The sequence below is a fragment of the Curtobacterium sp. NPDC088465 genome, assembly GCF_044753165.1.
In the GTDB taxonomy this organism is placed as follows: Bacteria; Actinomycetota; Actinomycetes; order Actinomycetales; family Microbacteriaceae; genus Curtobacterium.
In genome coordinates this window covers 102,157-114,263 of the sequence record NZ_JBIVMR010000003.1, presented here as the reverse complement: position 1 = coordinate 114,263, position 12,107 = coordinate 102,157, and the positions used below count along the sequence as shown (strand labels likewise).

Below are 12,107 nucleotides of genomic sequence, written 5' to 3'. Positions count from 1 at the left end.
GGGTTCCCTACTTGATCCCGGAGAAGCCGATGGAGTTGACGATGCGCTTGGCGAAGACGCCGAACAGCACGATCATCGGGAGCGCGGCGACGAGGGTCGCCGCCATGAGGCCCGCCCAGTCGGTGCCGGACTGCGGCGTCTGCGACTTGAACACCCCGAGCGCGACCGTGAGGACGCGGGAGCTGTCCGTGTACGACACCATGAGCGGCCAGAAGTAGTCGTTCCACGCCGTGATGTAGGTGAGGACCGCCAGCGTCGCGATCGGCGCCGATGCCATCGGCAGGACGAGCCGGAAGAACACGCGGACCTTCCCGGCGCCGTCGATGAGTGCGGCCTCCTCGACCTCGCGGGAGATGCCGAGGAAGAACTGCCGGAGGAAGAACACCGCGAACGGGGTCATCAGCATCGAGGGCAGGGCGATCCCGAGCAGGGTGTCGACCAGGCCGAGCGACTTGATCAGGGTGAAGTTCGGCAGGAGCGTGAAGATCGTGGGAACCATGAGCCCGGCGAGGAACACCCCGAACACCCGGTCGCGTCCCGGCCAGCGCAGGCGGGCGAAGGCGTAGGCGGCTCCGGCGGAGAAGAACACCTGCCCGACCGTGATCATCGTCGCGGTGACGACCGAGTTGAGCAGGTACTGCCAGAAGTTGATCGCCGCGCCGGAGCCGCCCTGCGCCAGGGCCTCCTCGGTGGATTGCAAGCCGAACACCCGCTCGAACCCGCCCAGGCTGAAGCCGGTCGGCAGCAGCGAGGTGGGGTCGGCGGAGATCGCGCCGTTCGACGACAGCGCCGTTCGGAGGATCCAGTAGAAGGGGAACAGGGTCATGACGATCACGGCGATCATCGCGGTCCAGGCGAGGACCCGTCCGACGGACGGCTTCGGACGCGGGGGCTTCGCGCCGCGGGTGGTGAGGGCGCGCGTGGTGGTGGGTTCGACCACCGGGGGCAGGGTGCTGGTCATCGTCGACTCGCTTCCGGTTGCTTCGGTGGCCGTCAGTCCAGGTCGCTCTCGCCGGAGCGCGAGAGTCGGTACTGGACGATCGTGATGATGCTCAGGACGACGAGGAGTGCCACCGAGACGGCGGACGCGTACCCGAACTGGAACCGGCCGAAGGCCAGGTTGTAGATGTAGTTCTGCACGACGTTCGTGGCGTTGGCGGGGCCGCCCTGGGTGGTGATCGCGACCGTGTCGAACACCTGGAACGAGCCGATGATCGTGATGATGAGCACCAGTGACAGGATCGGGCGCAGCAGCGGGACCGTGATCCGCCAGAACATCTTCCACTCGCTCGCACCGTCGATGCGGCCGGCCTCGTAGACGCTCTCCGGCAGCGCCTGCAGGCCCGCGAAGATGAGCAGTGCGGTGTAACCGACGTTCCGCCAGACGTTGATGAAGGCGATCGTGGGGATGCCCCAGACGTCGCTCTGCAGGAACGGGATGCGTCCGACACCGATCGCCGACAGGACCTCGTTGCCGATGCCGAGCTGCGTGTCGAGGATCCAGAGCCAGATGAGTGCCGCGACGACGTTCGACACCAGGTAGGGCGCGAGCACGATGCCCCGGACGAAGGTCGACTGCGTGAGCCGGTGCATCATGACGGCGATGAAGAGCGCCAGGACCGTCTGGAAGCCGATGTTCAGCACGACGTACTCGACGGTGACGAGCATCGAGTTCCAGAAGATCGAGTCCTGCACCAGGCGCTCGTAGTTCTGCAGGCCCGTGAACACCGGCGGGGTGAGCAGGTTGTACGTGGTGAAGCTGAGCCAGATGCCCCGGATCGTCGGCCAGAGCAGGAACACCGCGAACCCGACCGACGCGGGGGCGATGAACACGAGCGCGAGCCACAGGTCGTTCCGTCGTCGGCGGCGTGGTGTGGTGGTCCGGGCACGTGCCGTGTCGGCACTCCGCGCGGTCCGTGGTGGTGCCGTCACCAGGGGTGACGACAAGGGGCTCTCGGTTGCCATCGCGACTCCTTCGTCTGCGGTGGACTGACGTCGGCAGTCCGTGGCGGGGAATCTACACGTGGGGACTCGGCGTCACAAGGACTGATTTGTGGCGCGCTCCAAGGGGTTGTCACGTGTAGACCGCTGTGCAATGCTTGGCGGCGATCGCGACGGAGCGACCTGCTCGGCGACACGTCCCCCACCTCGGAAGGTCACTGATGATCAGCATCGGAATGGTCGGAGCCGGCCAGTTCGCGCCCCAGTTCGCCAAGCTCTTCAAGATCCACCCGGACGTCGACCGGGTGTTCGTCACCGACGTGGTCGAGGGCCGCGCCGAGGACCTCGTCGCCGCCCAGCACCTCGACGGCACGCTCGAGGACTTCGACGCCGTGCTCGCCTCGGACGTCGACGCCGTCGCGATCTTCACCCAGCGGTGGACGCACGGTCCGCTCGTCGTCCGCGCCCTCCGGGCCGGCAAGCACGTGTACTCCGCCGTGCCGATGGCGGTCACCGAGGACGAGATCGCCGCGATCATCGAAGCCGTCCGCGAGACGGGGCTCACCTACATGATGGGCGAGACGAGCCACTACAACCCGGCGACGGTCTTCGCGCGGAAGCAGGTGGCCGAGGGCGCCTTCGGCCGGGTGTTCTACGCCGAGGGCGACTACGTCCACGACATGGACCTCGGCTTCTACGCCGCCTACCAGTACAGCGGCGGCGAGCAGTGGAAGCGCACTGCGAGCTACCCGCCCATGCTCTACCCGACGCACTCGGTCGGTGGCGTCCTCGGCGCGATCCCCGGACACGCGGTCAGCGTCAGCTGCATCGGCGTCAAGGACGACCGCGACGACGGCGTCTTCGACAAGGAGGTCAGCCAGTTCGACAACGACTTCTCGAACGCGACCGCCCTGTTCGAGCTCGACAACGGCGGTGTCGTCCGGATCAACGAGATGCGACGGGTCGGCTACCCGTCGCACCTCCGCGAGTCCCGCTTCCGGTACTTCGGCACCGAGGCCAGCTTCGAGCAGCTCGCGACGGTCAGCGTGTGGCAGGACAAGGAGGCCGTGCACGACGTCAGCGACCAGATCGACACCCGCCCGACGATGGAGCTCGACGACCCGCGTCTCGCCGACGTCGACCCGGCCCTCCGGGACGCGTTCGTGTCCGGCTACGCCCCCGTGCACGACGTCGACCGCCTGCCCGCCGAGTTCGACGGGGTGCCGACCGGGCACGAGGGCAGCCACCACTTCCTGGTCGACGACTTCGTCCGCGCGGTCGTCGACGGGACGCTCCCCCCGGTGAACGCCTGGGTCGCCGCCCGGTACACGCTGCCCGGCATCGTCGCGCACCGGTCGGCCCTGCAGGGCGGCGTGCGGCTGCCCGTCCCCGACCACGGCGACGCACCCGAGCCCGCCACCAGCACCGTCTCGTCTAGGATCGCGAGCGAGTAGCCCGCCGCTCGGCGACGGACGGCGCCCGACCACGGTCGTCACCCGACGTCGGACGGCGCCCGACGACGACCGTCACCCGACGACGTCGAGGAGTCCGCGCGGGCATCCCGTGCGACCAGTGCGGCCCGGCCCCGTCCCGTGACGGCGCCGGGCCGCTCCCGTCGGCCCGAGCGGCCGACGGACCGACCGACGAAGGTGATCCCGTGACCGTGCCGACCAACCCGAGGGCGGTCACCCGTGCGGACGTCGCCCGGTACGCAGGGGTGAGCACGTCGGTGGTCAGCTACGTCGTGCACGACGGTCCGCGCCCGGTCGCCGCGGAGACGGCTGCGCGGGTCCGCGAGGCCATCCGGGTGCTCGGCTACCGCCCGAACGCGAGCGCCCAGGCACTCCGCACCGGCTCCTCGAAGATGCTCGGCCTGATCGTGCCCGAGCTCGACAACCCGTTCTGGTCGGAGCTCGCGGTGGCCGTCACGCACGCCGCGGCGGCCCGGGGGTACGACCTCCTCATCGCGAACAGCGACGGGGACGCCCAGCAGGAGCGGGAGCGGCTCCGCACGCTGTCCGCCCGGCAGGTCGACGGGATCATCGTGACGAGCATCATGACGCACCCCGACCTGTCGTCGACGACCGACCCCGGCATCCCGATGGTGCTGCTCAACACCTTCTTCGAGGTACCCGAGTACGCGAGCATCGGCGTCGACGCCCTGCGCGGCGCCCGCGAGGGCACGCAGCACCTCGTCGACCACGGCTACCGGGAGATCGGGCTCGTCATGGGGCACACCGGGTCGATGGAGCTCCGCGAGCAGGGGTGGATGCAGGCCCTGCGCGCGGCCGGGCTGCCGGACGGACCGATCGTGCGCTGCTCGTTCGACCGCGCCGGCGGGTACGAGGCGGGCCTCCGGATGTTCGGCGGCGGCACCGGACCGCGCGCCGTCTTCGTCAGCTCCGACCTGCAGGCCGTCGGACTCCTGCGCGCCCTGTACGAGCTCGGGCTCCGCTCCCCGGACGACGTCGCCGTGGTCTCGTTCGACGGCGTGGCGGAGGCCGACTACACGAACCCCCAGCTCACCGTCGTCCGGCAACCCGTCGAGGCGATGGCCGCGGCCGCGGTCGACCGGGTGCTCGCGCGGGAAGACCCCGACGACCACCACCTCGACCTGGTGCCGGCGGAACTCGTGCTCGGGGCGAGCTGCGGCTGCGACGTGCGACGCTGACGTTCTACGTCTTGTAGAGTGAGCGCTCGTGCGGCACGGTGCCGCACCTCAGCCCGACAGCCCGACAGGACCCTGCGCTCCGATGCCCGTCACCGCCCCGCCTCCGTCCCGCGGCTGGTTCGCCCAGCTCCTCCTCCGCCTGCACTTCACCGCCGGGCTCTTCGTCGGCCCGTTCGTCCTGGTGGCGGCGCTCTCCGGCGCCGTGTACGCCGTCGCACCGACCGTCGAGCAGGGCGTGTACCGGCAGGAGCTCACGGCGCCGTCGTCCGCGCCTGCGCTCCCCCTCGCCGACCAGGTCGCGGCCGCCGAGCGCTACGTGGCCGGCCACCACCCGGACGACACCGTCGCCGAGGTCCGCCCGGCCCCCACGCCCGGCACCACCACGCGCGTGATGTTCACCGAGGAGGGCCTGCTCGAGTCCCAGACCCGTGCGGTGTTCGTCGACCCGGGCGACGCCGCGGTGCGCGGGGACCTGCCGGTCTACGGCACGTCGGGGTCGCTCCCCTTCCGCACCTGGATCAGCACCGTGCACCGCAGCCTGTTCCTCGGCGACGTCGGGCGGCTCTACAGCGAGACCGCGGCGTCGTGGCTCGGCATCGTGTCGCTCGCCGGCATCGGCCTCTGGGCGTTCCGCATCCGGCGCGCACGGCGGAAGCGCGACCTCGTGCTGCCGGACAACCGTGCGACCGGGTACCGGAGGACGTTCTCCTGGCACGCCGCGACGGGCGCGTGGGTGCTCCTCGGCGCGCTCTTCCTGTCGGCCACCGGCATCACCTGGTCGCACTTCGCGGGCGACAACGTCAGCGCGCTCCGCTCGACGCTCAGCTGGCAGGCGCCGACGGTCGACACCGCACTCGACGGCTCGTCGGCGACGTCGGGCGGGGGGCACGCCGGGCACCACGGCGGTGGCTCGATGCCGATGGGCTCCCCGACGACGACGCCCGAGCAGTTCGACGAGGTGCTCGCGGTCGCCCGCGACTCCGGTGTCCGCGCGGCCGAGGTCCGGATCCGTCCGCCGGCGGCCGCCGACACGGCGTGGACCGTCGAGGAGATCAAGCTCAGCTGGCCGGTCGCGATGAACGCGGTCGCGGTGGACCCGGGCACGATGACGGCGGTGTCGCGGGTCACCTGGGCCGACTACCCGCTCATGGCGAAGGCCGCCAAGCTCGGCATCAACACGCACATGGGCGCGCTGTTCGGCCTGGCGAACCAGGTCGTGCTGCTGCTCGCGGCGCTCGGGATCGCGGCGATGGTCGTGTTCGGCTACCTCATGTGGTGGCAGCGGCGTCCCACCGGCGCGCGTGCGGGTCGCGCGCCCGCCGCGGGTGCGCTGGCCAGGGCTCAGTGGTGGGGCACCGCCGCGGTCGTCGTCGCCGCCGTCGGCCTCGCGCTGCTGCTGCCCGTCGTCGGGGTCACCCTGCTCGGGTTCCTGCTGGTCGACGCACTGGTCACGACGTTCCGTCGCCGCGCCCGGTGACGGACGGGAGGCCCGTGGCGGTGTCGCCACGGGCCTCCCGTCCGTCAGGTGGTCCGGATCAGGCGGAGGCGGGCTCCGAGATCGCGTCGCGGAGCGCGGACGCGGCGGCGGCCACGTCGTCGGCGCTGTAGATCGCGCTGCCGGCGACCGCGATGCGGGCGCCCGAGGCCTGCACGGCCTCGATCGTGTCGGTGGTGATGCCGCCGGCGACCGAGAACGGGACGCCCGAGGCCTCGCCGTCGCGCAGCAGCGTCTCGAAGGTGAAGCCCTCCTCGGCCTGCTCGTCGAGGCCGGCGTGCATCTCGACGAACTCGGCACCGAGCGCGACGACCTCCTTCGCGCGGGCGGCCTTGTCGGGCACGCCGATCAGGTCGACGACGATGCCCTTGCCGTGCGCCTTCGCGGCCTTCACGGCACCGGCGATGGTGGAGTCACCCGCGACGCCGAGCACGGTGACGAGGTCGGCACCGGCCGTGAAGGCGATGTCGGCCTCGAGCTCGCCGGCGTCCATCGTCTTGAGGTCGGCGAAGACGACCTTGTCCGGGTGCGCCTCCTTGATCGCGGTGATCGCGGAGAGGCCGGCGCTCTTGATCAGCGGCGTGCCGAGCTCGATGACGTCGACGTACGGCGCGGCCTTGCCGGCGAGGTCGAGGGCGGCCTCGGTGGTCAGGGTGTCCATGGCGAACTGGAGCTGCATGGTGGTGTCCTTCCGGTGGTGGTTCGTGGGGGTCTCGGTGGCGCGCTCGGGCCGCATGGGCGGCGTCACGGTCGCTTCACTCGAGGTTCGCGTGCCGCGGCCACAGGTCGTCGGCGGAGTGCCCGCTGCGCTGCCAGAGCGCGTGGAACAGGGCGTCCCCGAGGAGCGCGACGCCCTGCTCGAACAGGCCGCCCGCGTACTGCGCCGAGGCCGTGCCGGAGCGGTCCGTCTTCGTGGCGGCGGGCAGGACGAGCGTGGTGTCGGCGACCTCGGACAGCGGGGAGTCGTCCGTCGTGCTGACGGCGAGCACCTGCGCCCCGACTTCGGTCGCGGTCCGGGCTGCCTGCACGATGCCGCCGGTGGTGCCCGAGCCGCTCGCGACGAGCAGCAGGTCGCCCCGCCGGATCGCGGGCGTCGTGACCTCGCCGACGACGTGCACGTCGAGCCCGAGGTGCATGAGGCGCATGGCGGTCATCCGGAGCGCGAGTCCGGACCGTCCGGCGCCGTGCACGAAGACACGCTCGGCGTCGGCGAGCAGGTCGAGGGCACGCGCGAACGGTGCCTGGTCGGCGCGGCCGACGGTCGCGATCAGCTCCTGGAGCTCGTCGCCGATCACTCGGAGGGCGTCGGCGGTCGTCGTGGTGGCCATGACTCCGATGCTCCTCGCGCGGGGTCGATCGCGCCGCTGCCCGGGCAGGCGGTCCACCCACCCGATCGGGTGGGACCGTCCGTCCGGGTGGGACGAGTACGTTCGGTCCTCGTGGAGACGGAACCGGACGCACCAGCCAGCCGGATCGCGGCGTCGGAGCACGCCCGGACGGTGGCGGAGCAGGCCGACCGTCACGCGTTGACCCTCGAGTCGGTGCTCGCCGCCCTGCGCGCGAACCGCCTGTCCGACGCCGCCGCCCGTGCCGAGGCCGTCGAGATCGCCTCGGCCGCACTCGTCGAGCTCCGGACCGTGACCGACCGGCAGCGGAGCACCCTGCTCGAACCCGTCACCGGGGCGTTCTCACGGCTGCGGGCCGACCTCCGCCCGCTGGTCCGGTTCGGTGACCTCGACGTGCAGTTCGTCGAGCCGCCGACGACCGGCAGGGCCCTGCCCGGGGACGTCGCGCACAGCGCACGAGCGATCGTCCGCACGGCCGTGCTCGCCCTGGTCGACGGCGGGGTCGCCCGACGCGTCCGGATCCAGTGGGACTGCGACGGGCGCAACCTGCTCATGCAACTCCGGGACGACGGTGCCGGCACCCTCGACACGCACGACGATGCCGTCCGCCCGATCGCCGAGCGGGTCGTCGCCCTCGACGGCACGATGCACGTCGACTCCACGCCGGGCTGGGGCTCGACCCTGGACATCTCGCTCCCCCTCGACCCGGCGCCGGGCGCGGCCGACCTGCCGGAGGACACCGACCTGACCGAGCGGGAGCGCGACGTGCTGCGGCTCGTGGTGACCGGCGTCGGGAACCGGGAGATCGCCGAGGGGCTCGGGATCAGTCCGAACACGGTCAAGTACCACGTGGCGAACCTGCTCCGGAAGCACGGTGCCCGCACCCGCGCGGAGCTCGCCGCGCTCGGCGCCCGCCCCTGAGCCCGGCCGTTCCGCGGTTCGCCTCCGTGTCGGCGGGATCGTGGTTCGACGGCGGGATCGTGGTTCGACGTGCGCGCGCACAACCGGGAGCACGTCGCGCCACGTCGTTCCACGGCGCGACGTGCTCCCCGTTGTGCGGCGTGCGGCGTGCGGCGTGCAGCGTGCGGCGTGCAGCGTGCAGCGCGAGGCGGCACGCTAGGCTGCCCCGATGACAGCGGGGGCGACGGTCGGCACGGACGAACGGTCGGGGTGGACGCGACCGGGCTGGGTCGCGCTCTACTGGGCGACCGTGGGGCTCGGCGTCCTCGGCGGGGCCTGCTCGTGGCTGTGGCTGTTCCTGGCATCGGAGGAGGCCACCCGCGGCGCGACCCCCGACCGATCGGGAGCGAACCCCGGCATCCCCCTCGGACTCGTCGGACTCGTCGTCGGCCACGTGGTGGGGTTCCTCCTGCTGCTGATGGTGGCGCGCCTCGCTCGCCACGGCGGGGCGTCGGCGGCTGGGTTCGCGGTCCTCGGGCTCGTGATCGGTTCCGGGGTCGGGCTCGCGTGCTCGCTCGCGCTCACCGGCGGTGCGCTCGTCGTGCCGTGGCCGGACGCCCCGTACACCCCCTGACGACCGCGCACTGGCTCGACGTCGGGGTCGTGGTTCGACACGCCCGCGCACAACGGGGAGCACGTCGCGCCACGTCGTTCCACGGCGCGAGGTGCTTCCCGTTGTGCAGCGGGCAGGGGGCAGCGGGCGCAGCGGGGGCAGCGGGCACCGCGCGCGTTCGGCTCGGGCGTCCGCGCGTCAGGCGTCCGGCGCGAGCACCTGGAACATGACGTGGTCGCGCCACTCGCCGGCGATCCGGATGTACTTCGGCGCGAACCCGTACCGCTCGAAGCCGTTCCGCTCGAGCGCCCGCTGCGAGCCGGTGTTCTCCGGGAGGGTCTCTGCCTGGACCCGGTGCAGCCCGAGCTCCCGGAACGCGTGGTCCACCGCGAGCCCGACCGCACGGGTCGCGTGCCCCTGCCGCGTTCGGTCGGCACGGATCCAGTACCCGAGCGCACACGACTGCAGGGCGCCACGGGTCACACCGCTCAGGGTGATCCGTCCGAGCAACTCGTCGTCATCTCCCACGATCACGAAGGGCACCGAGCCGTTCTGCGCGGCGGCGAGCAGGACACCGATGGTCGCGCGCTGCCCGGCCTCGGTGAAGTAGCTGTCCGGCCGCGTCGGCTCGAACGGTCGCAGGTGATCGGCGCTCGCGCGGACGATCGCGGCGAGCTCGGCTGCATCGGACAGCTCGATCAGTCGGAGGCGGGTCCCGGTGCTCATGTGCGGAGGGTGTGGGATTCGAACCCACGAGACATTGCTGCCCACCTGTTTTCAAGACAGGCTCCATCGGCCGCTCGGACAACCCTCCGTGACGCGACCACGTGGCGAGACGTGATCGCGTCCCGGGCAGTCTAGCGAACCTGCCGTCCGTCAGCGCGGCAGCGCGTCGAGTGCCGCGGCGAGCCCGTCGTCGGTGACCCCGCCGGTCAGCTCGTTGCCCGCGTCGACGACGTCGTCCGGGGCCTGCCCCATGACGACTCCGCGTCCCGAGGTCGACGCCCAGCGCAGCATGTCGATGTCGTTCCGCCCGTCACCCGCCGCCATGACGCGGGAGCGTGGGATGTCGAGCCACTCGCGGACGCGCTCCATCGCGGTGGCCTTCGTCACGCCCTCGGGAGCGATGTCGAGCCAGGACGTCCAGCCGACCGAGTACGACACCTTCTGCAGCCCCATGCGCTCGACGACCTGCAGGAAGTCCTCGGTGTCGTGTCCCGGCGAGATGACGACGACGCGGGTGGCCTCGGTCCCGAGCAGCTGCTCGAACGGCACGTGCTCGCCGGCGACGGTCATCGTGTCGTCGGGGAAGTTGCCGGAGAGCAGGAAGTGGCCGGTCTCGTCCTCGACGCCGAACGCCGCGTTCGCGAGGGCACCGTGGATGACCTGCAGGACCTCGGTCGGGTCGAAACGCTCGACGTGGACCCGGCGGTAGGACCCGTCGTCCTGGCGGGCGAGGGTCAGCGCGCCGTTGGCGCACACGACGTACTTCGACCGGAGCCCCAGGCGTTCGAGCAGCGGGATCGTCATGCCCTCGCTGCGTCCGGTGGAGAGCATGACCTCGTGCCCGGCGGCCTCGGCGTCGCGGACGGCGTCGATCACCGTGTCCGTGATGACACCGTCCTCGCGCATCGTCGTGCCGTCCACGTCGAGCGCGACGAGCCAGCGCTTCGTCCGCGGAGACGCGGCAGCACCACCGACAGCAGCGCCGGCAGCACCAGCGACAGCGCCGCCGGCAGCGACCGAGCCCGAGCCGGACGCACCGGCGCCGGAGCCGCCGCCCTGCGCCGACCCGTCGACGAACCGCTCGTGGGCGCTCATCGGGGCTCGATGACCTCGACGCCGCCCAGGTACGGCCGCAGCACCTCGGGCACGACCACCGACCCGTCGGCCTGCTGGTGGGTCTCGAGGATCGCGACGATCCAGCGGGTGGTCGCGAGCGTGCCGTTCAGCGTGGCGACCGGCGCCGTCTTCCCGGTCGACGTCCGGTACCGGGTGTCGAGGCGACGGGCCTGGAACGTCGTGCAGTTCGAGGTCGACGTGAGCTCGCGGAAGGTGCCCTGCGTCGGGACCCACGCCTCGATGTCGTACTTGCGTGCGGCGCTCGTGCCGAGGTCACCGCCGGCGACGTCGATCACGCGGTAGTGCAGGCCGAGGTCCTGCATCATCGACTCCTGCATCGCGACCAGGCGCTGGTGCTCCGCCTCGGCCTGCTCCGGGAGCACGTACGAGAACATCTCGAGCTTGTTGAACTGGTGCACGCGGAGGATGCCGCGGTTGTCCTTGCCCGCCGACCCGGCCTCGCGCCGGTAGCAGGTCGACCAGCCGGCGTAGCGGATCGGGTCGCCCGACTCCGGGAACGACAGGATCTCGTCGGCGTGGAACCCGGCGAGGGCGACCTCGCTCGTGCCGGTCAGGTAGAGGTCGTCGGCCTCGAGCCGGTAGACCTCGGCCGCATGCTCGCCGAGGAACCCGGTGCCCGCCATCGTCTCCGGACGCACGAGCGTCGGCGTGATGAGCGGCTCGAAGCCGTGCTCCACGGCGCGGTCGAGCCCGAGGTGCATGAGGGCGATCTCGAGCCGGGCGCCCAGGCCGCGGAGGAAGTAGAAGCGCGACCCGGAGACCTTGACGCCGCGCGGGATGTCGATGATGCCGAGGTGCTCGCCGAGGTCGGCGTGGTCCTTCGGCTCGAAGGCGAACTCGGGCTTCGAGCCGACCGTGCGGAGCGTGACGAAGTCGTCCTCGCCGCCCTTCGGCACGTCCGGCAGCACCACGTTCGGGATCGAGCGGACGACACGGTCGAACGCCTCCTCCGCCGAGGTGACCTCGGCCTGGGCCTCCTTCACGCGTGCGGCGAGCGCCTGCGCCTGCTGCACGAGCGCGGGCTTCTCGTCCTTCGGGGCCTTCGCGACGGTCTTGCCGAACGCGTTCTGCTCGGCGCGCAGCGCCTCGAACGACGTGATCGCAGCGCGACGGGCGGTGTCGGCGGACACCGCGTCGTCGACGACGGAGACGGAGGCGCCGCGCGCCTCCTGCGAGGCCTTGATGAGGTCAGGGTTGTCGCGCAGGAGCTGCAGATCGATCACCGGATCATCCTAGAGGGAGCGTGTGACCGCCGGACGGGAGGCCCGTGGCGGCCCC

General features: G+C 71.7%; 12 protein-coding genes and 1 tRNA gene. 5 read left to right on the top strand and 8 right to left on the bottom strand.

Annotated elements, in window-relative coordinates:
• Positions 1-7: 7 nt before the first annotated feature.
• Both ACIP6W_RS12335 and ACIP6W_RS12330 read right to left on the bottom strand, forming a co-directional pair.
• Complete coding sequence (locus ACIP6W_RS12335; RefSeq protein WP_400429836.1) at positions 8-961, bottom strand: carbohydrate ABC transporter permease; 954 nt, start codon at positions 959-961, stop codon at positions 8-10.
• A gap of 32 nt (positions 962-993) precedes the next feature.
• Positions 994-1,965: a carbohydrate ABC transporter permease gene (locus ACIP6W_RS12330; RefSeq protein ID WP_081985026.1), complete on the bottom strand. Its 972-nt coding sequence runs from the start codon at positions 1,963-1,965 to the stop codon at positions 994-996.
• 194 nt (positions 1,966-2,159) lie between these two features.
• Between ACIP6W_RS12330 and ACIP6W_RS12325 the strand changes: the two genes are divergently transcribed.
• From ACIP6W_RS12325 to ACIP6W_RS12315, 3 genes are all read left to right on the top strand, one after another.
• Positions 2,160-3,395 carry a Gfo/Idh/MocA family protein gene (locus ACIP6W_RS12325; protein ID WP_144411460.1) on the top strand — a complete coding sequence of 412 codons (1,236 nt, stop codon included), beginning with the start codon at positions 2,160-2,162 and terminating at the stop codon, positions 3,393-3,395.
• A gap of 203 nt (positions 3,396-3,598) precedes the next feature.
• On the top strand, positions 3,599-4,612 hold the full coding sequence (locus tag ACIP6W_RS12320; RefSeq protein WP_066655849.1) for a LacI family DNA-binding transcriptional regulator: 1,014 nt from the start codon (positions 3,599-3,601) through the stop codon (positions 4,610-4,612).
• Positions 4,613-4,694: 82 nt separating this feature from the next.
• A complete protein-coding gene (locus tag ACIP6W_RS12315; RefSeq protein WP_400429833.1) occupies positions 4,695-6,089 on the top strand; it encodes a PepSY-associated TM helix domain-containing protein in 1,395 nt (464 codons plus the stop codon).
• 58 nt (positions 6,090-6,147) lie between these two features.
• Here the strand turns inward: ACIP6W_RS12315 and hxlA are convergent, their stop codons facing one another.
• A complete protein-coding gene (hxlA, locus tag ACIP6W_RS12310; RefSeq protein WP_066658574.1) occupies positions 6,148-6,786 on the bottom strand; it encodes a 3-hexulose-6-phosphate synthase in 639 nt (212 codons plus the stop codon).
• A gap of 76 nt (positions 6,787-6,862) precedes the next feature.
• The gene (gene hxlB, locus ACIP6W_RS12305; protein WP_400429831.1) at positions 6,863-7,435 is read right to left on the bottom strand and encodes a 6-phospho-3-hexuloisomerase; all 573 of its coding nucleotides are present in this window, start codon (positions 7,433-7,435) and stop codon (positions 6,863-6,865) included.
• Positions 7,436-7,546: 111 nt separating this feature from the next.
• Between hxlB and ACIP6W_RS12300 the strand changes: the two genes are divergently transcribed.
• Positions 7,547-8,374: a LuxR C-terminal-related transcriptional regulator gene (locus ACIP6W_RS12300; protein ID WP_066655856.1), complete on the top strand. Its 828-nt coding sequence runs from the start codon at positions 7,547-7,549 to the stop codon at positions 8,372-8,374.
• A gap of 208 nt (positions 8,375-8,582) precedes the next feature.
• Positions 8,583-8,987 (top strand): hypothetical protein, encoded by a 405-nt coding sequence (locus ACIP6W_RS12295; protein ID WP_251154485.1) that lies wholly within the window; start codon positions 8,583-8,585, stop codon positions 8,985-8,987.
• Between the two features lie 177 nt (positions 8,988-9,164).
• Here ACIP6W_RS12295 and ACIP6W_RS12290 read toward each other — a convergent pair whose 3' ends face one another.
• From ACIP6W_RS12290 to serS, 4 genes are all read right to left on the bottom strand, one after another.
• Complete coding sequence (locus ACIP6W_RS12290; RefSeq protein ID WP_066655866.1) at positions 9,165-9,692, bottom strand: GNAT family N-acetyltransferase; 528 nt, start codon at positions 9,690-9,692, stop codon at positions 9,165-9,167.
• A 3-nt stretch (positions 9,693-9,695) separates the two neighbouring features.
• Positions 9,696-9,780: transfer RNA gene (locus tag ACIP6W_RS12285), tRNA-Ser, on the bottom strand.
• 62 nt (positions 9,781-9,842) lie between these two features.
• Positions 9,843-10,787: an HAD family hydrolase gene (locus tag ACIP6W_RS12280; RefSeq protein ID WP_400429829.1), complete on the bottom strand. Its 945-nt coding sequence runs from the start codon at positions 10,785-10,787 to the stop codon at positions 9,843-9,845.
• Positions 10,784-12,052, bottom strand: a complete 1,269-nt coding sequence (gene serS, locus ACIP6W_RS12275) for a serine--tRNA ligase (protein WP_400429827.1) — start codon at positions 12,050-12,052, stop codon at positions 10,784-10,786. The genes ACIP6W_RS12280 and serS overlap by 4 nt, the downstream gene beginning before the upstream one ends.
• Positions 12,053-12,107 lie beyond the last annotated feature (55 nt).